The sequence below is a fragment of the Pseudofrankia inefficax genome, assembly GCF_000166135.1.
Lineage (GTDB): Bacteria > Actinomycetota > Actinomycetes > Frankiales > Frankiaceae > Pseudofrankia > Pseudofrankia inefficax.
The window spans coordinates 5,628,312-5,654,917 of record NC_014666.1; the positions used below are offsets into that span (position 1 = coordinate 5,628,312).

The following is a 26,606-nucleotide window of genomic DNA, read 5'->3' on the forward strand; positions in this document are numbered from 1 at the left end:
CGTCGGCTACCGTTCGAGGACATGGAGCCTGAGCCGCCGACGCTCGCACCGGTGCCGCGCGCCTCGGCGGACTCCCAGTTGGGCCGCGACCAGCTGGACTACGTCGGCGTCGGCCGCCTGGAGCTCGACGAGTTGCTCGCCCAACTTGTCGAGCGCGCGCAGGACGTGATGGAACGCGCCCAGGACGTCATGTCCACCCAGGGCCGGCTGCGCGGCCTGCTGCGCGCCACGACGACCGTCGCCGCCGACCTGAGCCTCGACGTGGTGCTGCGCCGGATCGCCGAGGCCGCCTGCGAGCTGGTCGACGCCCGCTACGGCGCGCTTGGCGTGACCGCGAAGGACGGCGACGGGCTGGAGCAGTTCATCCACGTCGGCATCGACCCTCGGCTGGTCACCGAGATCGGCCACCTGCCGCGCGGCGAGGGCGTGCTCGGCGCGCTGATCCGTGACCCGAAGCCGGTGCGGCTGGCCGACATCGCCGAGCACCCCACCGCGGTCGGCTTCCCCTCGGGCCACCCGACGATGCGCACGTTCCTCGGGGTGCCGATCAGGGTCCGCGGCGAGGTGTTCGGCAACCTCTACCTGACCGAGAAGCGCGGCGGTCGGGCGTTCACCGCCGAGGACGAGGAACTGGTCCAGTCGCTCGCCGCGAGCGCCGCCGTCGCGATCGACAACGCCCGCCTGTTCGGCCAGGCGCAGCACCGCGAGCAGTGGCTGCAGGCATCGGCCGACATCACCCGCCACCTGCTCGGCGACGGCGACCGGCCGCTGGAGATGATCGTCCGGCGCGCCCGCGAGGTGGCCAGGGCCGACACGGCCGCGCTCGCGCTCGGCGCGGACGACGCCGGGCACCTGAGCCTGGATATCGCCGTCGGGGACGGCGCGGACCGGCTGGCCGGCGGGCTGCTCGCCGTCGACGACTCGCTGGCCGGCCGGGCGATGCGGGAGCGCGCGCCGCTGTTCGCCGCCGGGGCTCCGGCCGAGATCGCCCAGTTGCTCGACGGCCAGCCCGCGCTCGGCCCGGTCATGGTGGTGCCCCTGGTCGCCTCCCACCGGACGTCGGGTGCGGTCATCCTCGGCCGCCGGCTCGGCGCCGAGCCGTTCACCGACACCGACCTGGAGATGGCCGCCGCCTTCGCGGGCCACGTCGCGATCGCGCTGCAGCTCGCCGAGTCGCGGTCCGCGCGCAGCCGGCTGACGATGCTGGAGGACCGGGACCGGATCGCGCGGGACCTGCACGACCACGTGATGCAGCGGCTGTACGCCGTGGCGCTCGGGCTGCAGGGGCTCGCGGAGGGCGAGAGCCAGCCGAACCGGGCGCGGCGGCTGGCGACCTACGTCGACGACCTGGACGCGACGATCCGCGAGATCCGCCAGACGGTCTTCGAGCTGCGCGGCCGCTCGGCGGCGGGCGGCACCGGGCTGCGGATCGCGCTGCGCGGGGTGGTCGACGAGATGACCGACGCGTTCGGCTTCGCGCCGCGGCTGCTGGCCGACGGGCCGCTGGACAGCGCGGTCGACGCCGAGGTGGCCGACCACCTGCTCGCGGTGGTCCGGGAGAGCCTGTCGAACGCGGCCCGGCACGCCCGCTGCCGGACGGCCTCGGTGACGGTGACGGTGGCCGACGGGCAGGTCTGCGCCGAGATCGTGGACGACGGGGTCGGCGTCGGCGAGCCGGTTCGCAGCAGCGGCCTGGCGAACATGCGCAGCCGCGCCGACGAGCTGCGCGGGTCGTTCCAGATCGGCCCCGGCCCGGACGGCGCCGGCACCCTGGTCCGTTGGACCGCGCCCTGCTCCCTCGATTTGCGATAATCGCCCCACCATGACCAGCGAGCCGACGTGGGTGCTACCGGCCCCGGAGTCGATCGCTCGGCGCGCGCCGTTCTCGGACAACCCGGCGGTCGGCCGGCGCGGGCAGCGCACCCAGCAGCGCATCCTGGCCGCCGCGCTGCAGGTCTTCGGCGAGGGCGGCTACCACACCTCCAGCATCGCCGAACTGGCCAAGCGCGCCGGCTGCTCGCGGGTGTCGTTCTACCAGTACTTCTCCAGCAAGGAGGACGTGCTGGGGCACCTGGCCGGGCAGGTCGCGCGGCAGGTCGGCGCCTCGGTCGAGGCGATGGCGCCGCTGACCCCGGACGCGGCCGGCTGGGCGACGATCCGCGAGTGGGTCCAGCGGTACGGCGACATCTACGAGCACTTCGGCGCGGTCTTCCACGTCTTCGAGGGCGCGGCCAAGGAGACGGAGAGCCTCAGCGCCCTCAACGCGCAGGCCGCGGCGCTCAACATCGCGCTGATCCGCTCCAAGCTCACCTCGACGACGCTGGCCCCTCGCGAGGTCGACGCCGTCATCGGCCTGGTCCTCGCGACCACGGCCCGCTCGTGCTACTCCGCGAAGATCTTCCGTCAGGCCGCGCCGGAGGCCTACACGCGGGAGCGCCTCGACGACGCCATCGCCGACTTCATCCACCGGGCGTTCTTCGGCCTGCTGCCCGAGGTGAACGTGCACGGGCCCGAGGCCGCGGTGGCGCCGCTCATCGAGTTCGACCGGCCGGCCGCCGAGGCGCTGGCCAGGCGCGCGGCGCTCACCGACGGCGCCCGGGCCAGCTATGACGCCCTGCTGACCGCCGGGCAGGAGGTCTTCGTCCGGCGCGAGTACCACGGCACCCGGATCGACGACGTGGTCGAGGCCGCCGGCGTCTCGCACGGCCTGTTCTACCGGTACTTCGCGAACAAGGCCGACTTCGCCCGGACCCTCGTCCTGACGGCGATGACCCCGCTGTCCAGCACCCTCGCCAAGATCCCCGCGCCCGCGCCCGGGACCGGGAAGGCCTGGTCGACGGCGACGCTGCGGGCCTGGCTGCGCACGTACAACGAGGTGCAGGTCTCCGAGGCCGGCGTCATCCGGATCTGGGTCGACGCGACCCTGCACGAACCGGCCCTCGGGACCGACGCGGCCGCCGCCCTGGACTGGGGCCGGCGCCATCTCGTGCACTTCCTGGCGCCGCGCGGCTTCGGTGACGTCGACGCGGACGCGATCGTGGCGATGGCCCTGCTGGACGCGTTCGGTGACGGTCGCCGCTCGGCGACGACGCTGGAGGCCGCGGTCCACGTGATCGAGCGCGGCCTCCTGGGCCGCTAGACGCCGGCGGTGGCGTCGACCTTCGCGGGGTAGCCCATGAGGGTGGCGAGGTTGCCGCCCATGAACTTCGCGACGCGTGCCTCGTCGTTGTAGGCCAGCAGGTCGTCCGCGTACTTCGCCGGCTCCGCGAGGCCTTCCGGGTGCGGGTAGTCGGATCCGAACAGGACGTGGTCCTCACCGAGGAGCTCGGCGAGGTCGGCGTAGTTCTCCTCCCAGAACGGGGAGATGTAGATCGCGCGGCGGATCGCCTCGATCGGGTTCTCCGGGAAGTCCTGCGGCATCTTCTTGTACAGGTCCTTCAACGACTTCAGCAGCGGCGCGACCCAGCTGGCCCCGTTCTCGATGAACGCGACCTTCAGATCCGGGAACCGGGTCAACGCGCCGTGACAGACCAGCGCGGCCACCGAGTCCTCGACCGGGCGCCAGCCCGACAGCATCCGGAACGCCTGCGGCTGGAACGGCAGGAACTCGCTGTTGCTACCCATCCAGTCGTTCGTGTACCGCTCGTAGCCCGAGTCCGACGAGTGCATACCAACAACCAGACCGTTGTCGACGATCTTCTGCCACACCGGATCGAACTCCGGGAACCCGAACGAACGCGAACCCTCGAAACCAGGCACCGGCGCCGGGCGGATCAACACGACCTTCGCGCCGCGCTCGATCACCCAGTCCAGCTCCTCCAACGCCTTCTCCACGATCGGCAACGTGATCACCGGCGTCGTGAAGATCCGGTCGGCGTAGTTGAACTGCCACGTCTCATACAGCCACTCGTTCAGCGAGTGAACCACCGCGTGGATCGCCCGCGGATCATCCCGCAACCGCTCCTCCACCAGACTCGCCAACGTCGGGAACATCAACGTCCGCTCGACACCCTGCTCGTCCAACAACTCCAGACGCGCGGCCGGCTCACGGAACGCCGGGATCGACCGCATCGGCTCACCGAAGATCTCCCGACGGCTCTTACCATCCGGATTGCCCTTCCGGTAGTACTCCTCCTGCGCACCCGGCCGAGCCACCACATCGAACGTCGGGTTCGGAATGTAGTTCGAGATCTGCCCCCGAACCACGATCTTCGTCCGGCCCCTCACCTCGATGTAGTCGATCAGGCCCCTGTACCCGTCAGGCAGATGCCTCGTCAGAGCGTCACGCGTCTCGTACAGGTGGTTGTCAGCATCGAACACAGGAAACCTGGGACTGGTCATATCGGAACCATAGGTCGTTTCTAACACCTACGTCAACGGACTAACAGTGGCGTCAGTCACGGAGGTCCCGGAACAGCGCGTAGGACGGGTCGGCGGTGTCCCGGCTGCCGCCGCCGGGCAGGTGGCCCGTCACCGGGCGGTCGAGCTCCCCGAAGTCCAGGACCCAGACCCGGTGGTCGACGGCCCACCGCCCGTCCCGCCGCGACCAGCGGTCCAGGTACCGGCCGGCGTACAGCTCCTCGGTGAAGCCGTCGCCCGCCGCGGACACCAGGCGCACGGTCACGTACGCCTCGCTGGCGGCCCGGTCGCCGGCGACCTCGATCCCGACCGTCGCGATCTGGTGGGAGTGCGCCAGGCGCCGCAGATGGTTGCGGGAGACCTGGTCGACGAAGTCCCGCCCGCGACCCTGGAAGATCCCCGGGCCGTAATCCGCGGTGCCGTCGTCGTGCCAGACGGCGTAGCCGAGCGGGTCGTCGCGCCGATCCATCGCCCGGCAGTAGTTGTGCAGCTGCTGGCGGATCGCCTCACGCGCCGCCAGCTCCTCCAAAGCCTCGATCTCCACCCCGGCCACGCTCTCACGCCCGCCGGCCGGCGCCCCTGAAACCTGGGTGTCTGAAACCTGGGGGTCTGAAACCTGGGCCCTGCGTACGGCCGACTACCGGACGGTGCCCAGCAGCGGGACCGCGGCCGGGCCGGCCGCCGCGCGGCAGCGGGCGGCGTCGGACGGGTGGCCGGCGTAGTCGAACAGCCGGCCGGCCGCCGTCAGCAGCTCGTGCGCGCGAGCCTGGTCGCCCTCGGCCTGGGCCAGCCAGGCCTCGGCCTCCTGGGTGGCCGCCTGCCAGGCGGTGCCCTCCCACAGCGCCGCCGACCGGCGCGCGGCGGCGAGATGCCGGCGGGCCCGGTCGAGGTCACCGGCCTGCGCCGAGACGATGGTCGCCGGCACGGCGAAGGCGACCGCGCAGAACAGGCACCCGTCGTCGACGCCGAGCGCGTCCTGCGCCTGGGTGACGACGGCGTAGGCGGCCGCCGTGTCCGGCGCGGCGGCGACCATGGTGCCGTAGATCCGCTGCACCAGGTGGGCGGCGATCGGCGACCACCGGGCCATCGGCAATGCCCGCAGCAGCAGCCGGTTCGCCTCGGCGCCGTCCCCCAGCGCCAGCCGCGCCTGGGCGAGCCGCTGCAGCGCGTGCGCCTCGCCGGCGGTGGAGGCGACGTCACGGTGTCGGGCCACCGCCCTGGTCAGCCGCCGCTGGGCGAGGTCGAGGTCACCGGCCAGCAGCAGCGCCTCGCCGGCCAGGCACTCCGCGAACGCGACCGCCCTGGCCGCGCCGGCCGTCTCGGCTGCGTCCCGCAGCTGGTCGGCGAGCCGGACCACCTCGGCGTAGGGCGTCGAGCCGTAGAGCAGGTACTGGGCGATGCACAGGTGGGCGTCGAACACGGTCGCGGCCAGCGCCGGCAGCTGGCTGGTGCGGCGCAGCTCGGCCGTGAGCTGGGCGAAGAACTCACCGCGGTCGTGCGCGACCAGGCCGACGAGGGCGACCAGGTCGCACACCGTCCGGTCGGTCTCGGCGGCCACGATCCGGCGGCGGGCCTCCTGGGCGATGGCGGCCGCCCGGTCCAGGTCGCCCGCGAAGTAGGCGAGCAGCCCGAGGGTCAGGCTGATGCTCGCGTCGGCGGGGCCAGAGCCCTGCTCCAGGCCGTCGAGCGCCGCGGCGGCGCCGTCCAGGTCGCCGGCCATGAGCAGGGCGCGGGCGAGGCGGGCCCGCAATGCCCGCGCGTCGTCCGGCGCGGCCAGCCCGATCGCCGCCCGGTAGGCGCCCGACGCTCCGGGGTCGGCGAGCACGGCGAGCAGGTCCGCGCGCAGCGCCAGCAGCCGGGCCAGCTCGTCGCCGGTGGCCTCGGCGTGCACCTGGTCGACCAGCGCGAGCGCGTCCCGGTAGGCGCCGAGCGCAGCCTCGGTCTCGGCGGCCCGCAGCGCGTACGGCACGGCGCGCGCACGTTCGCCGGCCTGGAGGAAGTGGTGGCCGACCCGCGCCGGCGCGGCCCCGAGCGCCGCGAGCCGTTCGGCGATCTCGCGGTGGATCGCGCGCAGCCGGTAGGGCGCCAGTCCGGCGAGCAGCGCGTCGCGGACGAGGTGGTGCCGGAACCGGAAGCCGGTGTCGGTCCGTTCGAGCGCGCCGCGCCCGATCAGTTCGTCGAGCACCACGCACGCCTCGGGCACCGGGCGGCCCGCGAGCGCGACCAGCTCGTCCAGGTCGAACGACCGCCCGACGACCGCCAGCCGCAGCAGCACGTCCCGGGCCGCGGCCGAGAGGCCGTCGATCGCGGCGGCGTCCACCGAGAACGGGTTCGCCGGCTCGGCGGCCGCCCGCCGGGCGAGCTCCAGCGCGGTGAACGGCAGCCCCTGGGACACCTGCCAGATGCGCTCGACCAGCGCCGCGCCGACCGGGCCGGACTCGGGTGCCGGCGACGCCGGACGCCCGGCCGCAGGCCGCAGCTGGCGAGCGACGAGCGCGGCGATCGCGGTCTCGTCGAGCGGCCCGAGGTCGACGGCGACGGCGATTCCCCGGGACAGCAGGCTCGCGCGCACCTCCGCGAACGCGGGCGGCGCGGCGGCGTCGCCCGGTGGCGCGCGGTGGGCGAGCAGCAGGACGACCGGCAGCCCGGCGAGCGACCTGGCCAGGTAGTGCAGCATCCGCAGGGTCGCGTCGTCCGCGTCGTGCAGATCGTCGACGACCAGCAGGGCGCCTGCCCGCCCCGGCGCGGCACGCTGCCCGCCCTCGGCCGCGTAGCGCAGCAGCTGGGCCGCGGCGACGAAGACCTGCTGATGGCCGCCCGCGCCGGCCCAGCTGAGGTCACGGCTCGACATCGCCCGCTCGACGCCCGCGCGGCAGTCGTCGTTGAGGTCCGCGAGCAGGGACGGATGCCGGCGGAACAGGTCGCTGAAGGCCTCCAGCAGCGGGCCGTAGGGCCAGCCGCCCTCGATCGGCGCGGCCGCGCCGAGGCCGACCCACCAGCCCGCGGCCGCGGCACGCCGGGCCGCCGCCGCGAGCAGCGCCGACTTGCCGACGCCGGCCACACCGCTGACCAGGACCACGCCGGCCTCCAGCGCCGGACCACCAGCGGACGCGTCGTACGCCCCGCCGCGGGCCGCGGAACGAGCCAGCAGCTCGTCCAGGAGACGCAGCTCGTCGTCGCGTCCGACGAGACCGTCGTCGGGCGGCGGGCCCGGCTCAATCTGTCCTGGTCCGGTCTGGGGCGCTTCGGTCCGGCCCGGCGCGTCCGGTGGCCGGGCCAGGATCTCGGCGCGCAGCGCGAGGGCCTCGGGGCTGGGGCCGACGCCCAGCTCGCGGCGCAGCGCCCGGTCCATCCGCCCGAACTCGCGCAGCGCCGCGTGCCGCTCGCCCCGGCCGGCCTGGCCGCGGATCAGCGCCAGGTAGGCCTCCTCGTCGGCCGGGTCCTCGGCGAGCAGCTCCTCCCACCGGCCGGCGGCGCGCAGCAGCCGGGCGTACAGCAGCCGCAGCCGGTCCCGCTCGTCCTGCGTCCACTGCTCGTAGAGGTCATCGGGCAGCAGCGGCCCGCCGTAGGCGTCGGCGGCCGTGGCGGCTCCCACCGGGTCGGCGGCCAGGCGCGCCGTCTCGTCGCCGCTCTCCCGGCGCAGGGCCCGTTCGGCGAGGTCACGGAAGGCCCGGGCGTCGACGGTGACGTCCCGGTCGGGGCACAGCGCGAAGGTGTCGCCGCGCAGCTGGATCGCGTCCGGGCCGCCCAGTGCCCGGCGCGCATAGTGGGTCGCCTTGTGCAGCCGGGGCGCCGCCTCGTCGACCGGGACGCCTGGCCACAGCGTGGCCAGGACCTGCTCGCGGTGCAGCCGCCGGTCGGGCGCCAGGGCGAGCAGCTTCACCAGCGCGGCCGCCTGCCGGCGTCGCCACACCTGCGCGGGAACGGGCACGCAGACGGTGGGTTCCGGACGCGGCCCGCCGGCCTTCGCCGCCCGGCCGGGGGCCACGGGCGGGCGGCAGAGCAGTACCTGAAAGCCGCCGAGCATCCGAATCCGAACCGCCGGGGGTGCGACGGCAACCGAACCCGAAGCCGAAATCGCTCGAGCCAACTCCATGGCTTGATTGTCGGCCGTCCTGCGGGCCTTCGACCCGCGCCGAAGGTGCGGGGCCAGTCGCCTTCGCGACATCAACTGCCCAGGTCAGCGCCGCGCCGCCGCGGACCCGACGGCCGGCGGGGGGTCGCGCGGCCGCCGGGCCTGCACTTTCCCGCGCGTCTTCCCCGCGTCTTCCCTGACCGGTGCCGCGGCCTTCCCGCGGCAGGCCGGGCATCGGCCCGCGCGAGGAAGTGCGCGGGAAGCGCCGGTTCCTAGCGTCTGCGCCGTACCGCTTCGCCATCAGGGCCGGAGCGAACCCGAACGAGAGGCCACGTCCATGACGTCCTTTCCCGCCGTCAACCACGTCGCCGTCACGGTGAGCGACCTCGCGACCAGCGTCCCCTGGTACAGCCGGCTGTTCGGCGCCGACCCGGTGCTCGACGAGGACACCGGGCCGTTCCACCACGTCGTCTTCGCGCTGGCCGGCGGCCAGCAGCTGTTCGGGCTGCACTACTTCCCGGGCAACGCCTGGGCGGGCGAGTTCAGCCCGCGGCGGGTCGGACTCGACCACGTGGCCTTCGGCTGCCTCAACCGCGCCGAGCTGACCGCCTGGCGGGACCGCCTCGACGGGCTGGACATCAAGCACGGCGAGATCGTCGACTCGCACTACGGCTCGGGCCTTGCGTTCAAGGACCCGGACGGCATCGCGCTGGAGTTCTTCGCCCCGCCTGCGGCGTAGCCGGGCGGCAGCGGACAGGTGGGCCACGTGGCGCGCGCGAGTTCGGCGCGTCGGCGGACCTAGCGTCGTGAGCTGGGCATTCCGCCCGGACACGTCGACGCCGCCGGGGGCCCTGCCGCCGGCGGCTGCTAGGGGGGACCGTGATCTTGTCACTGGCCGACGCGCGGCGGGTCATCGCGGCGGGCGAGCGGCGGGCGCACCAGCTCGGCCAGCCGATGAACATCGCCGTCGTCGACCGGGACGGCAACCTGGTCTCCCACGTGCGCATGGACGGGGCGTGGACCGGCAGCGTCGACGTGTCGATCCGCAAGGCCGTCGACGCGTGCCGGTCCCTGCCTCGGCTGGCCAGTGGCCGGGTGTTCGACCTCGCGGCCACCGGCGCCCGCTGGGACTCCCCCAACGGCGGCCCGCGCCAGGACGACGCCCGCTCCGGTTCCGGGAGGGACGGAGGTTCTGGGAGGGACGGAGGTTCTGGGAGGGACGGCGGTTCCGGGAGGGACGGCGGCCCGGCCGCGGCCGGCGGCGTCCCGCTGCTGCGCGACGACGCCGTCGTCGGCGCCGTCGGCGTCAGCGGCGGCTCGCCCACCCATGACCAGGCCGTCGCCCAGGCCGCCGTCGCCGCGCTCTAACCTGCCGCCGGCGCCGCACCTGACCTGCCGCCGCCGCCGCACCTGACCTGTTTGCTCCCTGGCTCAGGTCAGCGCGGCGCGGCGGGCGAACAGTTCCTCGGCGGCGGCCTGGGCTCGGGAGCGGATCACGGCCTCGTCGGCTGTGAGGAGCCTCCCGCCGGCGAGCAGCCGGCGGCCGTCGGCCCAGACGCTGTCGACGTCCTGGCCCGACGACGAGAAGACCAGGTGCGCGGCCACATTGGCGTCTGCGCCCGACAGCAGCGGCGTCGTGTGCAGCTTGCGCAGGTCAACCATGATCACGTCGGCGCGCTTGCCGGGTTCGAGGCTGCCGGTGAGCTCGCCGAGGCCGAGGCAGCGGGCCCCCTCGATCGTCGCCATCGCGAGGATGTCCCAGGGATCGCCCGCGGTCGGGTCCAGCCCGACCAGCTTCTGCAGCAGCGACGCGATCTTCACCTCTTCGAGGATGTCGAGCGAGTTATTCTCCTTCTCGCCGTCGCTGCCGATGCCGACGGTGACGCCCGCGGACCACAGCTTCGGGATCGGCGCCGGCCCGGACGCCAGCTTCATGTTCGAGGCGGGGCAGTGCGCGACTCTGGTGCCGGTCGCGGCGATCAGGTCGATCTCGGCGTCGTCGAGCCAGACACAGTGCGCGACGACGGCGCGCCCACCGTCCAGCGCGCCACGCCGGGCGATCTCCGCCAGCGGCCGGTGCCCGTACCGGCGTAGCGACTCCTCGACCTCCCAGCGGCTCTCGCTGGAATGCACGTGCAGGCCGGTGTCGTACTCGGCCGCGAGCGCGGACGCGTCGGCGAAGGCCCGTTCGGTGCAGTAGAAGAGGTGCTCCAGGCCGACCCAGGAGCGGACCCGGCCGTCGTACGACTCCCGGTGTTTCGCCAGCAGCGCGCGGGTCGACTCGATCGACTCGAAGTAGTCGTAACCGGTCTCGTCGGCCACGTACGGGACAAGGGTCGCCCGGATGCCGAGCTCCCCGGCCACCCGCGCCGAGCCGTCCAGGAACCGCCACATGTCCATGACGGACGTCGTGCCCGACCGCAGCGCCTCGGCGTAGCACAGCCAGCTCGCCGCCTCGGCGATCTCGGGGGTCAGCGCCCGGTGCGCGGGATCGACGTAGGTCTGCAGCCAGTCGAAGAGCGCGAGCCCTTCCGCGGTCCCGCGCAGCAGTCCGGAGTGCAGATGGCAGTTGTGCAGGCCCGGGAGCACCGCGAACCCGGTCGCGTCGATCACCTCGACGTCCGGGCCGGTGGCCCGCGGGTCGGCGTCGAGCTCCTCGACGGTCCCGACGGCGACGATCTCGACCCCGTCGAACAGCACCGACCCCGGCTGCAACAGCCACCGCCGGCGCTCCGGCGCCATCGGCAGCACGACCCCGCCCCGCAGCAACGTCCCCATGACGCCTCATTCAGCCGAGCCGGCCGGACCCCGGCAAGCCTTCGGGGGCCTACTGCGTCGAACGCCACCCCCGCGACCTGCCCGGAAACGTCGCTTGGAGAGGATTGCGGGATGACCTCGAACCGGCGGGCCGCACGGATACACCGATCCGCCCTCCTGCTGGCCGCGGCCGCCGTGCTGAGCGTCGCGACGACGGCCTGCGGCTCGTCGGGCCCGGCGCCCCAGGCCGTCGCACCCTGCTCGCTGCTCACCCCCGCGGAGATCAGCGCCGCCGTGGGATCGACCTTCGGCCCCGGCAAGGCGCAGGTCTCCGTCAGCAACGCGAAGACCCTCGGCTGCTGGTTCTCCTCGCCGAAGGGCTACGCCAGCCTCTGGAGCTGGCGCGGCGCCGGGCCGGGCGCGAGGTCAGCCCCCAGCTGCGACAGGAAGATCGAACAGGCCGACGGCTCCGGGTATCGGGCCCTCGTCTGCACGAACAGCGCGAACATCCAGACCGTCTACGTCTCCAAGGGCAACAACTACCTGAGCCTGGAGATCGGCGCCGACGCCCGGCCCGGCGCGGCCCGGACCCTCGGCAGGCTGGCCGCGACTCGCCTGCCCTGACGCACCGGGGGGCTGATGATCCGTAGTCTGTCGGGAGACGGTCCCTGACCGCGAGCGTGAAGGGGGCAGGCCGTGACACGCCGGTTCAACACGTCGGGGCCGTGCCTGCCCGACCTGCACTACATGATCCCGGCTCTTACCCGCCTGCCCGCGGCTCCGGCACTGGTGGACGAGTCCGAGTACTTCGTCGTCCACGCACCCCGCCAGACCGGCAAGACGACCGCCCTGCGCGCGCTGGCCACCGAGCTGACCGCGAGCGGTAAGTATGCGGCGCTGCATTTCTCGTGCGAGGTGGCCGAATCCGCGGGCGATGACTATGTCGCCGCGCAGCAGGCGATCCTGCAAACGATCGAGCGACGCGCCCGGATCTCACTCCCCGAGGAACTGCGCCCGCGTTCCTGGGCGAAGACACCGGACATCGGGACGCTCGGAGGCGCGTTGACGGCTTGGGCCGAGGCCTGTCCGCGCCCGCTGGTGCTCTTCTTCGACGAGATCGACGCGATTCAGGGCGAGAGCCTGATCAACGTGTTGCGCCAGCTGCGCGAGGGCTTCAACGAGCGACCGGCGCACTATCCCGCGTCCATAATCCTGTGTGGCCTAAGGGACGTCCGCGACTATAAGGCCGCCTCGGGCGGTGACCCGAGCCGCCTCGGCACCGCCAGCCCGTTCAACGTCAAGGTGGAGTCGCTGCGCCTGGGCGACTTCACCGAGGACGAGGTGCGCAGCCTCTATGGCCAGCACACCGCCGACACCGGCCAGGAGTTCACCCCCGACGCCCTGAGCCGGGCCTTCGAGCTGACGGCCGGACAGCCCTGGCTGGTCAACGCGCTGGCCCGCGAGGTCGTCCGGAACATGGCCGTGCCGGTGGACGTGCCCATCACCACCGCCCATCTGGACCGGGCCAAGGAACGGCTCATCCAGGCGCGTGCGACCCATCTGGACTCGCTCGTCGACAAACTCACGGAGCCCCGGGTCCGTCGAGTCATCGAGCCGATGCTCGCCGGTGGGCTGACGAAGGTCGATCCGTACGACGACGATCTCAGCTATGTCCGCGACCTCGGCCTGATCAAACAGACCGACCCCGTCCAGGTCGCGAACCCGCTCTACCGGGAGGTCATTCCGCGGGTGCTGTCCGCCGGGGTACAGGCCAATGTGACGGCGAGCCCGAGCTCGTTCGTCCGCGCCGACGGCCGGCTCGACTTTCGCGGGATCCTTGAGTCGTTCGCCGACTTCTGGCGCGAGAACGGTGACATGCTCGCCGCCGCGCAGCTGTACCGCGAGGCCGCTCCCCACCTGATCCTCATGGCCTTCCTCCAGCGGGTCGTGAATGGCGGGGGCTACGTCGACCGCGAGTACGGCGTCGGCCGCGGCCGGGTGGACCTGCTCGTGCGCTGGCCTTACCAAGACGCCGAGGCCAACGCGGCCCTGCAGCGTGAGGCCCTGGAGATCAAGGTTCACCGCCCCGACAAGGGCGACCCCACTCGTGACGGCATCGGCCAGCTCGACGCCTACCTCGACGCCCTCGGCCTCGACACCGGCACCCTCGTCATCTTCGACCGCCGCCCGACCGCTGCCCCCATCGCCCAGCGCACTCAGTTCGGCATCGTCACCACCCCCCAGGGCCGCCCCGTCACGCTGCTCCGCGCCTGATTGCGCCCTCGCGACCGGTTCTGGTGGGTCCCCCGGCCATTGCGCCACCCACTCAAGCCGCCACGACCTCCGGAGCCTCCCAGGTTCCGGTGTAAAGCTGGTCGAGATCGCGGTGAAGTGGATTTCGGCGTGGCTGGCGCGCCGGATCGACGGAATACGGCGGCACGAAGCTCGGATGACTGTCGGAGCCCATCACGACGGCCCATTCACCCCGGTGGAGGACCCGGTGATGGAAAGGGCACAGCAGCACGGTGTTGCCGAGGCTGGTATCACCGCGAGCAGACCATGGGACGATGTGGTGGGCGTCGGCCCAGGGCGCTGGCTTCGGGCATTGCGGGAAGGCACATCCGCCGTCCCGGGCGACCAGCGCTCGGCGTAGCCAGGGCGGCACGATGCGACGAGTGCGGCCAAGTTCCAGGGGCATGCCTTCCTTGGAGAGCAGGATGTGCGTCAGGTCCGCGTCGCAGCCGAGCCGTTCGAGCGCGGCACGGGAAAGCGGCAGCCCGTAGCCCGTGGTGGCCGGCGCGCCGCCCGACCGGCCCAGCAGCCCATCGACCGTCGTGAGGACGGTGAGGTGCGGACGGGTCCCTCTAGACAGCGGCAGGGTGCCCGCAGCCAGAACCCGTTCGATGAGCTCAACCAGGGCATCCGCCCGCAGCTGGGGAACCGTGCGGCGGTCCTCGGGGCTCTCGCCGAGGGGGCGAGGCCTGGCGAGTGGTTCGAGCGCGGCGCGTATCGCCGCTGCGGCCTCGGCGTCCAGGGTTCCGGTGACGCGAGTGGTTCCGTCGGGCTGGTCGGTGAGGTGCAACTCCCGGCGGCGGGCCTGATCGCCGTCGTCGCCAGGGTCGCTGCCAGGAGGGTGCAGCTCGTCGCGGATGCGGGCACGAATGGTCTTGCCGAGAATGGCGAGCTGGCCCGCGTCGAGAGTTTCGGCCTGGGCCAGCAGGAAGGTCTCGACCCAGTCGCGCTGTTCGGTCGGGGTGTCGGCGGGCAGGGAGTTCAGCGCGGCGACGATGGCGTCCGCCTGGCCATGGCTGATCGCGGCCCCGGTCAAGGCTGCGCCGACCCGGGGATAGGTCGTGTCGAGATCGCGGGCCAGGCCGACCGTGCGGCGGGCGTCCACGGCCCGCAGCTTGAGTTGCTGGCGCAGGAGATCTTCGACAGAGGGCAGACACTCGTCGCCGTACACCGGGTGCTGGTCGCGGCCCTGTATTTCGCGGACCGCGGCCAGCTTCAGCGCGGACAGCACCCGGGAGGCCCGCTCGGCGCGGTCCAGGAACTCCAGCGTCTCGATGTCAGTCAACGCCCACAGGTTCGCGCCAGTCAGTTTCTCAAGGGCGACGACCAGGTCATCCAACTCGGCGAGCGTGTGGTGTCGCGGACTCCTTACCCCAATCGACATGCCACAACGAAAACACAGGGCCGAACAGCCGTCCAACCCGCATTATCCACAACCCCGTGCACACTATTTGACGGATCCCGAGAAACATGCGTCGCCGGATCGACCGGCTACCGCGGCCATGCGAAAGAAATATTGATTGACGAGTGGGAAACACCAGGATTCGGAGCACCGACCCTCAGAACCAGAAAACGGTGCCCTTCGACGGCGGGATTCCCGGCCAGCCCAAGCGCCGCGCAGTGCCGGGCCCCGCCGCCACCGCCGCCACCGCCGCCGCCACCGCCACGACCAGCACCAGCACCAGCACCAGCACCAGCACCGACGAGCCTGATCGCCTCCGCACAGAGATTTCTCAGCCATCTCCAAGGGTTGAGGCTCACCCTGGTGAGGTAGGCAACCGTTGCACGCGCACCGATGCGCCGACAGGCCCGGCTGGGCCCGGCGGCCTGGCGGCCTGGCGCGGGGACGGTCCGCGAGCAGCCGACGGAGGGACAGTCCATGGCATCGCGCGACGCGGCGGCCCGGCCGTCCCGGGAGGACGGGCTGCGCCGGACGGGACGGGTCACGACCGGCGTGGTGGCCGCCAGTGCCGCCGCCGTGGTCACGTTCGGTCTCCTCGCCCACGAGCACAGCGCCGCCGCGGCCAGTACCTCCGGCACCTCCTCCAGCGACGACCAGACCGGCAGCGGAACCGGGACGACGTCCCAGGACGGGACGCTCCTCGACAACAGCGGCGGCTCCGGCCTGGTCTCCGGCGGCAACGGCTCCGGCGGCACCTTTCACGGCCAGACGGGGGGCAGCTGACATGCCCGACCGAACTCCGCGCCCCGGCCCAGATCGCAGCCCAGCTCACGCGCCCGAGCCGGCCTCGTCCGAGTGGCCGGTCTGGAGCACGAAGGCCCGCCTCGTCGTCACCGACCCGGCGGCGCTCGACGAGGCGCACCGGATCGTCGTCGACCAGCTCGCTTCGGTGGACGCGGCCGCCAGCAGGTTCCGGGACGACTCGGAGGTCAGCCGGCTCGCGTCGGCCGGCGGCGAGCCGCGCCGGGTCAGCCCGGTGCTCGCCGAGCTGATCGGCGTCGCGCTGACCGCGGCCGCGTCGACCAACGGGGATGTCGACCCCACGCTCGGCGGGCCGCTCGCGGCGCTCGGCTACGACCGGGACATCGCCCTGATCCCCGTCGACCGCCGCCGCCCGGCCCATCGCCGCGGGCCGGATCACCGCGAGGAGCCCGCCGCCGGCGGCGCGACCGTCGCCGCGGCGGTCCGGCGCGGGCCGGCCTGGCGGCGGATCACGCTCGACGGTGACCAGGTCACCGTCCCGGCGGGCATCCAGCTGGACCTGGGCGCGACGGCGAAGGCGCACACCGCCGACCGCTGCGCCGCCCTCGTCGCGGACCGGCTCGGCACCGGCGCGCTGGTCAGCCTGGGAGGCGACCTGGCCACCGCGGGCGCGCCACCGGCCGGAGGGTGGCGGGTGTACGTCCAGGACCGGCCGGGCGAGCCGGCCGGTTCGGTGACGCTCGCCGCCGGCGGCGCGCTGGCCACGTCGAGCACGATCGGCCGGCGCTGGCGGCGCGATGGCCGCGTCCTGCACCACATCCTCGACCCGCGTACCTGCCGGCCCGCGCCGGTCGTCTGGCGGACGGTCACCGTCGCCGCGACCAGCTGCCTGGCCGCGAACACGGCGACGACCGCCGCGCTGGTCCGGGGCCGTGGCGCCGTCGGCTGGCTGAACGCCCTCGGTCTGCCGGCCCGACTGGTCGGCGCGGACGGCGCCGTCGTCACCGTCAACGGCTGGCCCGACGACGACCCGACGCCGACCGACTGGCTGCGCACCGGCCCGCTGGCGCTGTCGCGCTCCGAGGCGGCCCGATGAGCCAGAACGTGCTCTGGTACACCGCTCGCGGTACCGGGCTGACGCTCCTGCTGGTGCTGACGCTGACACTCGTGCTCGGGATCGTCGCCAGGAGGGGCCAGCCGGCGGCGGGGCTGCCGGGCTTCGCGCTCGCGGCCGTGCACCGCAACGCGAGCCTGCTGGCACTGGCCCTGCTGGTGATCCACGTGACCACGCTGGTGCTCGACCCGCTGGCCCACATCGCGGTGATCGACACGGTGGTGCCCTTCGCCGCCGGGTACCGGCCGCTGTGGGTCGGGCTCGGCACCTGCGCCGCCGACCTGCTGCTCGCGGTGGTCGTCACCAGCCTGCTGCGCCAGCGGATCGGCGCGCGGGTCTGGCGCGGCGTCCACTGGGCCGCCTACGCCGCGTGGCCGGTGGCATTCCTCCACTCGCTCGGGACAGGCACCGACGTCGGCACCTGGTGGCAGCTCACCGTCGCGGTGGTGTGTGCGCTCGCGGTCGCGGTCGCCGCCGGCTGGCGCTGCTCGGCGTCCTTCCAGGCCGACCGGGCCGGCGCCGCCCGGCCAGCCGCGACCGGCCCGGCCCAGCCGCTGCCCCGCCCGCTCGGCCAGCTCTACCAGCCGGCGGTGCCACGGCAGAACGCCACGGACCCCGCCGACGGGGAGCTGGCCCGATGACCACCCCGACCGAGTCCGGCCCGGCTCCGGCGACAGCGTCGTCGCCGGAGCCGGGATACGGCGGTCGACTGCTCGCCGCGGGCGCGGCGAGCCTCGCCGACCACGTGGCCCGGCTCGGGCCGGTCCCCTACCGCGGCCGGCCGGCACAGCTCGTGGACGAGCTGCGCGCCGCCGGCCTGACCGGCCGGGGCGGGGCCGGCTTCCCGATGTGGCGCAAGCTCGCCGCCGCCCTCGGTCCGGACACCTCCGGCGGCCAGGCGTGGAGCGGGCCGGCGAGCGTCGTCGCGAACGCGGCCGAGAGCGAGCCGGAGAGCGCCAAGGACGCCTGGCTGCTCACGCACGCTCCACACCTGGTGCTCGACGGGCTCGCGCTGGTCGCCGAAGCGGTCTCCGCCGCCGACGCCTACGTGTACGTGAAGCCCGGCCCCGGGGCGGAGTCCGCCGGCCGGGCGCTGGCGGAACGCCGCGCCGCCCGCGTCGACCGGCGGCCGGCCGAGGTCAGGCTGGCGCCGCCGGGCGTCTTCGTCGCCGGCGAGGCCTCCGCCGCGGCGGCGGTCGTCGACGGCGGCGCGGCGAAACCGTTTCCCCAGTTCGTGCCGCTCGCCGCGCCGGCACCCCGCGGCGCCGGACGCCAGGGCCGGTCGCGCAGGTCGCTGGTCGTCTGCAACGCCGAGACGCTGGCCCATCTGGCGCTGCTGGCCCGCCACGGCGCGGCCTGGTTCCGGGAGCGGGGCACCGTCGACGAGCCGGGCACGATGCTCGTCACGGTCGGCGGGGCGGTCGTGTCCCCCGGGCTGGTCGAGGTACCGATCGGCGCGACGCTCGCCGAGGTCGTCGGCCTGGCCGGTGGAGCGGCCGAGCGGCCGGGCGCGATCCGGGTCGGCGGGTACGGCGGATCCTGGCTGTCGGCGGACCGGACACCCGACGTGCCCTTGTCCCGTGCGGGCCTCTCCGCCTGGGACGCCGCCCCGGGGCCTGGCCTCGTCCACGTGCTGCCGGCGCGGGCCTGCGGCCTGGCGGAGACCGCCCGCCTCGCCGGCTACCTTGCCGCGCAGAGCGCCGGCCAGTGCGGCCCGTGCCGCGCGGGGCTGCCGGAGCTGGCCGCGGCCGCCGGGCAGCTGGCCGGCGGCGGCCTGACCGGCTCCTGGGCACGGCAGGCGGCCGAGGTGGCCGAGCTCGTCGACGGCCGTGGCGCCTGCCGCCACCCCGACGGCGCGGCCCGGCTGGTCCGCTCCGCGCTGCGCGTGTTCGCCGCCGACCTGCACGCCCACGCCGCCGGCCGCTGCGCCGGCTCCGGCAGCTGATCTCTCCCGTCCGGAAAGGACCGACCATGCAGTCAGCCTCCTCCCGCACGTCCGGGCCCAGTCTGGTGCCGACCGGGTGGATGCTCGGCGTGGACTGGTCCGTGTGCGACGGCCGCGGCTGGTGCGTCGAGCTGCTGCCGGAGCTGCTGGTCCAGGACCGCTGGGGCTACCCGCTCGCCCAGTCCGACGCGGACCGGGCCGCGGCAGCCCGCGACGGGGCGCCCGGCACCGGTCGGCCAGCCCGCGAGATCCCGGTCCCCGACCACCTGGCTCCGCACGCGCGGCGCGCCGTCGAGACGTGCCCCCGGTTGGCACTGCGCCTGCGTCGCGCCTCCTGACGGGTCGCTGACGGTCCGCACCACCACCCGACGAGAGTCTTGCGTTAAGTTCTAACGCGATATATCGTGAGCGTGTCGCTGGAAGACCGGCCCGCTCGGATGGGCCGAGGCCGGATGGCCGGCGGCACCCGCGGTCCGGCGTCCCGGTCGCGCTGACGGCCCACCGGCCGCCCGCCACCCACCGCACACCTTCATCACGCGCGCCTCGCGCGCATCTCATCAAGGAGAAACCCCATGAGGTCCCACCACCACGGACCAGCTCCGGACGACTCCGGCGCTGACCCACGGCTGCACCACGGCCCGTTCCGCCGGCACGGTCACTGGCACGGGCATCACCCTGGTCCGGGCATGGGCCCGGTTCCGGGCGACCTGGGCCCGATTCCCGGCCCGCCGCCCATGGGCCCCGGCCCCGGCGCGGGTCCCTGGGGGCCTGGCCCCTGGGGGCCGCGGCTGCGGGCCGGGCACCGCGGCGGCGGAGGCGGCCGTGGCCGCGCCGGTCGCGGTGACGTGCGCGCCGCCGTCCTGCTGCTGCTGGCCGACGGCCCGCGGCACGGCTACCAGCTGATGCAGGCGATCGCGGAGCGCACCGGCGGCGCCTGGCAGCCCAGCCCCGGCGCGGTCTACCCGACGATCAGCCAGCTCGAGGACGAGGGCCTGGTCACGGTCACGGCCGACGGCGGGCGCCGGCTGGTCACGATCACCGAGGCCGGGCAGGCCTACCTCGCCAAGAACCGGGACACGATCGGCGACCCGTTCGCGGCGTTCACCGCCAGGGCCGGCCGCGCCGGCGGCGTCGACCTGCTCGGCGCCGTGCAGGAACTGTCCGGTGCCGTCTGGCAGGTGGCCCGAGCCGGCGACGCGGGCCAGACCGCCGCCGCTCACAAGGTGCTCACCGACGCCCGGCGCGCCCTCTACCTGCTGCTCGCCGGCGAGCCGTCCGACGCTGCCGAGACCGGAGCCACCGGCTCCACGGCCACGGCGTCCGAGGCCCCCGCCGCGGCGCAGGAGCCACCGGCGACCGAGGCTCCGGCCGAGTAGCCGCCAGCCGGCCCGGCCGCACGGCCGGGCCGGCCCGCCGGCCGCCGGGCCGTATGGCACCGATTGGCGCGACAAAGGACCGGTATCCGGCGCGGGACAGGTCACCAAACCGCCGCGTTGTCACGAATTCCCAAGCGGGTTCCCCGCTCCGCGCGCGGCTTACCTCGTGATTGTCGGCGCACGAGACCGGTGTCGCTGGAAACCACAGGACATCCGGGCGGCCCGCCGGCCCGGATTGTGTGGCGCGACCCGCGCACCATCAAGGCCGTATAAAGGACACCATGACCTCCGCCGGGCCCATACCTCTCCTGATCGTTGGCGCCGGCGGACTGTCACGGGAGGCGGCCGAGGCCGCCCGCGCGTCCGGCGATCACCACGTCGTCGGCTTCCTGGACGACAACCCGTCGCTGTGGGGCGCGCCGATCGGCGGTGCCCAGGTGCTCGGCGGGATGGACCGGGTCGCCCAGTACCCGCGGGCCCGGCTGTTGCTCGGCCCGGGAACCGGCCGCTCGCGCGCGGTGCTGCGCCACCGGCTGGAGGAGATGGGGGTGACGGGCGACCGGTACACCAGCGTGATCCACCCGCGGGCCGTGATCCCACCGTCCTGCGCGGTCGGCCAGGGCTCGATCCTGCTCGCCGGCGTGGTGCTGACCGCGGACGTCACCCTCGGGGAGCACGTCGTGGTGATGCCGAACGTCGTGCTCACCCATGATGTCGTCGTCGAGGACTACGCGACCGTGTGCGCCAACGCGTCACTGGCCGGCAGCGTGCGGGTCCGGGCCGGGTCCTACATCGGCCAGAACTGCACGATCCGCGAGGGCCTGACCATCGGCGCCTGGTCGCTGGTCGGGATGGGCGCGGCCGTCACCCGGGACGTCGGCGACGCGGAGGTCTGGGCCGGAGTGCCCGCCGAGCTGATCCGTCCGTCCGCCGGGCCGCCGCCGGTCTGGACCGGCCCCGCGCCGGCCCGGGCCAGGGGCCGGTACGCGCTGCCCGGGCCGCCGAGCCGGGGCGTGTGACGCGGCTCCGGCCGTTGATCTCGCGCGCGGCCGTACGCAGCAATTCGTGACTCAGCGCATTGAAACAATGACGCTGCGCGAAGCATTGGGCCGCGCGAGGAATGCGTTCCGCTAGGTGCCGGCGGCGTCGCCTTTGGCTACCACAGCACCCGGCGGCGCAGTTATCGGATTCTTGACCAGGCACGGGCCCGGGGGACGTTCGCCCCGCCGATCCGCGCAGGTAGAGTCTCGACAGGGCCTAGGAGTCGTGGTCCGTGGCGCGCGGGAGGGAGCGGCCTTGGAAGCATTGGGGCCGAACGACCCGACGACCGTTGGTAACTATCAACTCGCGGCCGTATTGGGCAGCGGCGGTATGGGACGAGTCTATCTGGCCTTCTCGCCGAGCGGGCGCCGGGTAGCGATCAAGATTATCCGCCCTGATCTCGTCCAGCAACGACACATTCGGCTGCGGTTCGCCCGCGAGGTGGCCGCTTCCCGGGCCGTGAACGGTTTCTTCGCGGCGGGTGTCATCGACGCCGATCTGGAAGCCAATCCGCCCTGGCTCGCCACGGCCTTCATTCCGGGCCCGTCTCTCAACGCCGCCGTGCGTGACGCCGGGTCGCTTCCGGTCGCGTCGGTGCGTGCCCTCGGCGCCGCTCTGGCGGAGGCCCTTTCCGCCGTCCATTCCGCCGGACTGATCCATCGGGACCTGAAGCCGGCGAACGTGCTGCTGGCCCCCGACGGTCCCCGGCTGATCGATTTCGGAATATCGGCACTCGAGGACTCGGGATCGCTCACCCATGCCGGCGCGGTGATGGGCTCCCCCGGTTACATGTCGCCGGAACAGATAAACGGCGAGACGGTGACAACAGCCACCGACATCTTCGCGTTCGGCGCCGTCCTCACGTTCGCGGTCACCGGCACCGGCCCGTTCGGGGTCGGATCGCTGCCGTCGATGCTCTACCGCAGCGTGCACAACCCACCGGACCTCACCAAGGTCCCGGACGAACTGCGCCCCCTGCTCGCTCGCTGCCTGGACAAGGATCCCGCGCGGCGGCCAGACCTGAACACGATTCTGCGGGAGCTGACCGGGGGCCGGCCGGCCGCCGACATGTTCCCGCCGGGCTGGCTGCCCGCCGCCCTCTCGAAGACGCCGATCCCGACCGGGCCGATGCCGATACCGGCGGTAGGCCCGACGCCGACGCCGATCGGCACCACGCCCGTCCCGATGCCCTGGCTGGAAGACAGCCCGGTTCCGTCGGCGGCGCGTGAGTCCGGTCGGCCGCCGAACGAGGCCACCCGGGAACTGACCATCCCGTCCACGCCGCCGGTGCGGACGAGCGGACTGCCGACCCAGCTCGCGCCGGTGCCGTCCGTGCCGTCCCTGGGCAGCACCACTCCCGAGCCGGCCTCGGAGCCGGCCAGGCAGGGGCCGAGCCGCCGCCTGCTCCTGGGCGGGGCGATCGGTGTCGTCGCGGCCGCCGCGGCCGGGACGACGGCCTGGCGCCTGCTCGACGACGGCGGCCAGCCGTCCACCCCCGCGAGCCCGCCCGGGACCGTCCGCTGGCGGCTGTCCACGACGGGGACCGTGCTGGGCCGTCCCCGCGTCGCCGGCGACCTGGTGTACGCGGGCAGCAACGACGGAACCCTTTACGCGGCCCAGATCTCCAGCGGCAGGCAGGTCTGGAAGTTCACCACCGGCGGCGCGATCGGTTCCACCCCGCTGGCCCTCGGCGGCATCGTCTACCTCGGCGGCGACGACGGCTACCTGTACGCCTTCGACGCCGCCACCGGCCGCACGCGCTGGAAGTACCACACCGACGGGATCGTGCACTCCCCCGCTGCCGGCGGCGGCCTGGTGTACGTCGGAAGCGCCGACGCCCACCTTTACGCGCTGGACGCGACCAGCGGTGCGTTCCGGTGGAAGTTCAAGGCCCAGAACGACACCCATTCACCGGCCCTGGCCGGCGAGACCGTGTACGTCGGGAGCAGCGACACCAACCTCTACGCCGTGGACGCCTTCTCGGGAAACCCGCGCTGGGCGTTCCCCACCAAGGGCGCGGTCTCCGGCACGCCGGCCGTTCTCGGCGGAATGGTCTACTTCGGCAGCACCGACGGAAGTCTCTACGCGGCCGACATCGGCGGCGGGAACCGGGCCTGGCAGTTCGACCACGCCGCCGTCGGCGCCGGGCCGGCCATCGCGAACGGCACGGTCTACGTCGGCGGCGCCCAGAGCAGCCTGTACGCGCTCAGCGCCACGACCGGCCAGAAGGTGTGGACGTTCGCTGCCTCAGGGGACGTCGGCGCACCCGTGGTGGTGGACGGCACCGTCTACTTCGGCACCAGCGACGCCAATCTCTACGCGGTCGACGCGGTCAAGGGCACCCTGCGCTGGAAGGTCACCGCGTCCAGCGGCGTGCACTCGGTCGCGGTCGCCGACGGCACCGCGTACTTCGGGACCGACGACAACAACCTGTACGCGGTCAGCGTCCGCTGAAAAGGGGGAGGACGCTTGGCGGTCGCCAGGCACAGAGCCGCGCGGCGGCTGGTGAGAGGCACCCGTCGTAGCACCGCGGTCCGGGTCGCCTATGCCCGCTGCGCCGAGGCCTGTGGGCCGCTGACCACGCCGCGGGGCGACAACCCGCGGGTGGAGTTCCGCTCCGTCGTGCCACCGGGCCGCCGGTTGGCACTGACCCTGTTGTTCCTGTTCACCGCGCTGGTGAACCTGATCTTCGTCGGCTGGCTGCTGCTGCCGGCGCATGTGCCCGGTGCCGGCGTCGCCGGCACGGGCGACTGGCGGCTGTTCCTGGCCCGCGTGAGCTTCTGCCTCGTAGTCCTCGTCGAGGTCATCAGGATCGTCCAGGTCTCCATCATCGGGATACTCGCCTGGCACGCCCGGGACCCGGTGCCCCTCGTCGCGCCGCCCGGGCTGCGGGTCGCGGTGCTCACGACGATCGTCCCCTCGAAGGAGCCCGTCTCCGTCGTGGCGAGAACGCTGGGCGCGATGCGGGAGATCGCCTATCCGGACGGCTTCCTGACCGCCTGGATCCTGGACGAGGAGAACGATCCCGAGGTTCAGCGAGTCGCCGAGGACCTGGGTGTCCTGCATTTCAGCCGCCGCGGCCGCCCGGAGTACAACCAGCCGGCCGGGGAGTTCCGGGCCAGGAGCAAGGCGGGAAACCACAACGCCTGGCGTGCCGAGCACGAGAGCCACTACGACGTGGTCGCCCAGATGGACCCCGACCACGTCCCGCTCACCTGTTTCCTGGAACGCACCCTGGGCTATTTCCGTGACCCGGACGTCGCCTTCGTCGTCGCTCCCCAGGTCTACGGGAACATGCTGGAGAACCTGGTGGCACAGGGCGCCTCGATGCAGCAGTACCTGTTCAACGGGGTGATCGAGCGCGGCGGGAACGGCCTCGACGCGCCGCTGCTCATCGGCACGAACCACCTGTACCGGCCGGCGGCCTGGCGACAGATCGGTGGCTACCAGGACTCGATCATCGAGGACCACCTGACCAGCATGCGCGTCCAGGGGACGATCAACCCGGCGACCGGGAACCCCTGGAAGGGCGTCTACACCCCCGACGTGATCGCGATCGGTGAGGCGCCCACCACCTGGACCGACTACTTCAACCAGCAGAAACGGTGGGCGTACGGCGTCTGGGACGTCAAGCTGCGCCGCCGGGCGAAGGCCGGGATCAGGCTGCGGGCCCGCCAGCGGCTGCTGTACGGAATGGTGCAGTTCTACTACCCGAGCGTCGCGACGAGCCTGCTGTTCGGCAGCCTGGCGACGGTCGGCTACCTCGTTTTCGGCGCCTCAGCGGTCCACCTGCGCGGGGGATCGTGGCTCACGCTGTGGACGGCCGCCCTGGGCAGCTGGGTCAGCATGTGGCTGTGGCTGCGCCGGTTCAACCTCGCCGAGCACGAGAGGCGTGAGATCGGCCTACCGGGCATGGCGCTCGCCCTGTTCGCCGGTCCGATCTACCTGTCCGCCGCGTGCGCGGCGGTGCTGCGCCGGCGCCTGGCCTACGCGGTGACCGCGAAGGGCGAGCTGCGCAGCACCGAGTCGCTCCGGACCTTCCGGCTGCACCTGGCCTGGGCCGTCGTCGCCGCGACGCTGCTGTGCGTCAACCTCACCGTGAACCACGGCCGCTTCGCCCCGCCGCAGCTCTGGGCGCTGCTCGCGCTGCTGATCGGGCTGTCGCCACCGTTGCTGTCCGTGCGCCGGACGATCGCCGCGCGGCGCAGGGACCCGGCGGCCGGTGGCCCGGCCGGGACGGTCCCGCCCCCCGCCCGCGTGCATGTCGCGGCTGAACCGAGGGAGTCCCAGCTCCTGCTGACGGCTCGGCTCGCCGAGGAGAGCTCCGTCACGGAGAACGGCCCGTGAGGCTGACGGTGCCCCGGGTGGTCGCGGTGGTCCTGGTCGTCGTGCTCGCCGGCTACGTCTTCCGGGTGGCCCCGCACCTGTCCGGGCCTCGCCGGCCCGGGGCGTCGGTTCCAGCCGAGCTCCTGGCGCCGTCGACCGAGCTGGCCGCGGCGCCGAGCCAGTTCCCGGATCCGGGAAAGACGTTCGTCGGCATCATGACCACCGCCGGGGTCCACGACTTCACCAATCTCCTGAACTTCACCCAGAAGACGAGCTACAAGCCGAGGGCCTACCAGTTCTCCGAGGGCTGGGCCGAGGACAAGTTCAATGCCAGTGACCTGAACAAGGTCGCGAGTCTGGGCATGATGCCGATCGTCGCCTGGGAGCCGTGGGACTTCTCCAACAAACCGCAGAGTGACAAGCTGCGCGGCGCCCAGCCGAAATACCGGCTCAGCAACATCATCGACGGCTCGTTCGACTCGTACATCCGCTCCTGGGCCCGCGGGGTCAAGACGCTCGACTACACGATCGGCCTGCGGTTCGCGCACGAGATGAACGGCTACTGGTACCCCTGGGCCGAACAGGCCAACGGCAACCAGCCTGGACAGTACGTCCAGGCCTGGCGCCACGTGCACGACATCTTCGCGCAGGAGGGCGCGACCAATGTCGTGTGGATCTGGAGCCCCAACGTCACCTACCCGAACTCCACCCCGCTCGCCGAGCTCTACCCGGGCGACGCGTACGTGGACTGGATTGGTTTCTCCGGCTACTACGGCACCGTGGGCAACGAGACCTACAAGTCCTTTGACGAGATCTTCGCCAGCAGCATCGCCGAGGTCCAGACCATCACCGAGAAACCGATCGTGATCACGGAGACCGGTGCGGCCGACAACGCGGGACTGAAGGCCGCGTGGATCGCCCAGCTCTTCGCCTCGCTGCCGCGCTACCCGGAGATCATCGGGGTGATCTGGCAGGAGTCGACGAAGGAGGTCGACTGGCGGGTCGCCGTGTCCCCGGCGGCCTCCCGGGCCTTCGCCGTCGGCGCGGCCAACCCGCGCTACGACACGACCTGGCGCTGGACGAGCAGACCCGAGCTGACCCTGCCACTGCGCCCCTGACCAGCCGAAAGCCCGGGAACCCCGATGGGGCTCCCGGGC

Annotated in this window: 22 protein-coding genes; 16 read left to right on the forward strand and 6 right to left on the reverse strand. The window is 73.3% G+C overall.

The window, feature by feature from the left end; translation table 11 throughout:
• The first annotated feature begins 21 nt into the window (after positions 1-21).
• Positions 22-1,812, forward strand: a complete 1,791-nt coding sequence (locus tag FRAEUI1C_RS22755) for a sensor histidine kinase (RefSeq protein WP_013425700.1) — start codon at positions 22-24, stop codon at positions 1,810-1,812.
• A 10-nt stretch (positions 1,813-1,822) separates the two neighbouring features.
• Positions 1,823-3,139, forward strand: a complete 1,317-nt coding sequence (locus FRAEUI1C_RS22760; RefSeq protein ID WP_013425701.1) for a TetR/AcrR family transcriptional regulator — start codon at positions 1,823-1,825, stop codon at positions 3,137-3,139.
• On the opposite strand, the gene FRAEUI1C_RS22765 is transcribed toward FRAEUI1C_RS22760, so the two are convergent.
• The 3 genes from FRAEUI1C_RS22765 to FRAEUI1C_RS22775 form a co-directional block, all read right to left on the reverse strand.
• The gene (locus tag FRAEUI1C_RS22765; RefSeq protein ID WP_013425702.1) at positions 3,136-4,341 is read right to left on the reverse strand and encodes an amidohydrolase family protein; all 1,206 of its coding nucleotides are present in this window, start codon (positions 4,339-4,341) and stop codon (positions 3,136-3,138) included. The two genes, FRAEUI1C_RS22760 and FRAEUI1C_RS22765, sit on opposite strands and share 4 nt — an antisense overlap.
• Before the next feature lie 52 nt (positions 4,342-4,393).
• Positions 4,394-4,903, reverse strand: a complete 510-nt coding sequence (locus tag FRAEUI1C_RS22770) for a nuclear transport factor 2 family protein (RefSeq protein ID WP_232425086.1) — start codon at positions 4,901-4,903, stop codon at positions 4,394-4,396.
• Positions 4,904-4,996: 93 nt separating this feature from the next.
• Positions 4,997-8,386, reverse strand: a complete 3,390-nt coding sequence (locus tag FRAEUI1C_RS22775) for an ATP-binding protein (RefSeq protein WP_013425704.1) — start codon at positions 8,384-8,386, stop codon at positions 4,997-4,999.
• 385 nt (positions 8,387-8,771) lie between these two features.
• On the opposite strand from FRAEUI1C_RS22775, the gene FRAEUI1C_RS22780 reads away from it, so the two are divergent.
• Entirely contained in the window at positions 8,772-9,173 is a 402-nt protein-coding gene (locus tag FRAEUI1C_RS22780; protein ID WP_013425705.1) for a VOC family protein, read from the forward strand.
• A 140-nt stretch (positions 9,174-9,313) separates the two neighbouring features.
• Positions 9,314-9,802, forward strand: coding sequence for a GlcG/HbpS family heme-binding protein (locus FRAEUI1C_RS22785; RefSeq protein WP_013425706.1), 489 nt, complete (start codon positions 9,314-9,316; stop codon positions 9,800-9,802).
• 63 nt (positions 9,803-9,865) lie between these two features.
• Here FRAEUI1C_RS22785 and FRAEUI1C_RS22790 read toward each other — a convergent pair whose 3' ends face one another.
• Positions 9,866-11,212 carry an amidohydrolase gene (locus tag FRAEUI1C_RS22790; RefSeq protein WP_013425707.1) on the reverse strand — a complete coding sequence of 449 codons (1,347 nt, stop codon included), beginning with the start codon at positions 11,210-11,212 and terminating at the stop codon, positions 9,866-9,868.
• A 111-nt stretch (positions 11,213-11,323) separates the two neighbouring features.
• Between FRAEUI1C_RS22790 and FRAEUI1C_RS22795 the strand changes: the two genes are divergently transcribed.
• Both FRAEUI1C_RS22795 and FRAEUI1C_RS22800 read left to right on the forward strand, forming a co-directional pair.
• Entirely contained in the window at positions 11,324-11,815 is a 492-nt protein-coding gene (locus FRAEUI1C_RS22795) for a hypothetical protein (RefSeq protein ID WP_013425708.1), read from the forward strand.
• Between the two features lie 72 nt (positions 11,816-11,887).
• On the forward strand, positions 11,888-13,465 hold the full coding sequence (locus tag FRAEUI1C_RS22800; protein ID WP_013425709.1) for an ATP-binding protein: 1,578 nt from the start codon (positions 11,888-11,890) through the stop codon (positions 13,463-13,465).
• 52 nt (positions 13,466-13,517) lie between these two features.
• Here FRAEUI1C_RS22800 and FRAEUI1C_RS22805 read toward each other — a convergent pair whose 3' ends face one another.
• Both FRAEUI1C_RS22805 and FRAEUI1C_RS39730 read right to left on the reverse strand, forming a co-directional pair.
• Positions 13,518-14,903: an HNH endonuclease signature motif containing protein gene (locus tag FRAEUI1C_RS22805; RefSeq protein ID WP_232425087.1), complete on the reverse strand. Its 1,386-nt coding sequence runs from the start codon at positions 14,901-14,903 to the stop codon at positions 13,518-13,520.
• 139 nt (positions 14,904-15,042) lie between these two features.
• Positions 15,043-15,183: a hypothetical protein gene (locus FRAEUI1C_RS39730; protein ID WP_013425711.1), complete on the reverse strand. Its 141-nt coding sequence runs from the start codon at positions 15,181-15,183 to the stop codon at positions 15,043-15,045.
• Positions 15,184-15,362: 179 nt separating this feature from the next.
• Here FRAEUI1C_RS39730 and FRAEUI1C_RS22810 point away from each other — a divergent pair, with 179 nt between their 5' ends.
• The 10 genes from FRAEUI1C_RS22810 (at position 15,363) to FRAEUI1C_RS22855 (ending at position 26,567) form a co-directional block, all read left to right on the forward strand.
• Positions 15,363-15,668 (forward strand): hypothetical protein, encoded by a 306-nt coding sequence (locus FRAEUI1C_RS22810; RefSeq protein ID WP_013425712.1) that lies wholly within the window; start codon positions 15,363-15,365, stop codon positions 15,666-15,668.
• 1 nt (position 15,669) lies between these two features.
• Complete coding sequence (locus FRAEUI1C_RS22815) at positions 15,670-16,743, forward strand: FAD:protein FMN transferase (RefSeq protein ID WP_013425713.1); 1,074 nt, start codon at positions 15,670-15,672, stop codon at positions 16,741-16,743.
• The gene (locus tag FRAEUI1C_RS22820) at positions 16,740-17,402 is read left to right on the forward strand and encodes a ferric reductase-like transmembrane domain-containing protein (RefSeq protein ID WP_013425714.1); all 663 of its coding nucleotides are present in this window, start codon (positions 16,740-16,742) and stop codon (positions 17,400-17,402) included. The genes FRAEUI1C_RS22815 and FRAEUI1C_RS22820 overlap by 4 nt, the downstream gene beginning before the upstream one ends.
• Complete coding sequence (locus FRAEUI1C_RS22825; RefSeq protein WP_013425715.1) at positions 17,399-18,706, forward strand: NADH-ubiquinone oxidoreductase-F iron-sulfur binding region domain-containing protein; 1,308 nt, start codon at positions 17,399-17,401, stop codon at positions 18,704-18,706. The genes FRAEUI1C_RS22820 and FRAEUI1C_RS22825 overlap by 4 nt, the downstream gene beginning before the upstream one ends.
• Positions 18,707-18,732: 26 nt before the next feature.
• Positions 18,733-19,044: a ferredoxin gene (locus FRAEUI1C_RS22830; RefSeq protein WP_013425716.1), complete on the forward strand. Its 312-nt coding sequence runs from the start codon at positions 18,733-18,735 to the stop codon at positions 19,042-19,044.
• Between the two features lie 234 nt (positions 19,045-19,278).
• Positions 19,279-20,082, forward strand: coding sequence for a PadR family transcriptional regulator (locus FRAEUI1C_RS41695; RefSeq protein ID WP_013425717.1), 804 nt, complete (start codon positions 19,279-19,281; stop codon positions 20,080-20,082).
• Between the two features lie 281 nt (positions 20,083-20,363).
• Positions 20,364-21,101 (forward strand): NeuD/PglB/VioB family sugar acetyltransferase, encoded by a 738-nt coding sequence (locus tag FRAEUI1C_RS22840; RefSeq protein WP_013425718.1) that lies wholly within the window; start codon positions 20,364-20,366, stop codon positions 21,099-21,101.
• A 247-nt stretch (positions 21,102-21,348) separates the two neighbouring features.
• Positions 21,349-23,577, forward strand: coding sequence for an outer membrane protein assembly factor BamB family protein (locus FRAEUI1C_RS22845; RefSeq protein ID WP_269724364.1), 2,229 nt, complete (start codon positions 21,349-21,351; stop codon positions 23,575-23,577).
• A 51-nt stretch (positions 23,578-23,628) separates the two neighbouring features.
• Complete coding sequence (locus FRAEUI1C_RS22850) at positions 23,629-25,470, forward strand: glycosyltransferase family 2 protein (RefSeq protein ID WP_232425089.1); 1,842 nt, start codon at positions 23,629-23,631, stop codon at positions 25,468-25,470.
• Positions 25,467-26,567 (forward strand): glycoside hydrolase family 26 protein, encoded by a 1,101-nt coding sequence (locus tag FRAEUI1C_RS22855; protein WP_013425721.1) that lies wholly within the window; start codon positions 25,467-25,469, stop codon positions 26,565-26,567. The genes FRAEUI1C_RS22850 and FRAEUI1C_RS22855 overlap by 4 nt, the downstream gene beginning before the upstream one ends.
• The last annotated feature ends 39 nt before the right edge of the window (positions 26,568-26,606 follow it).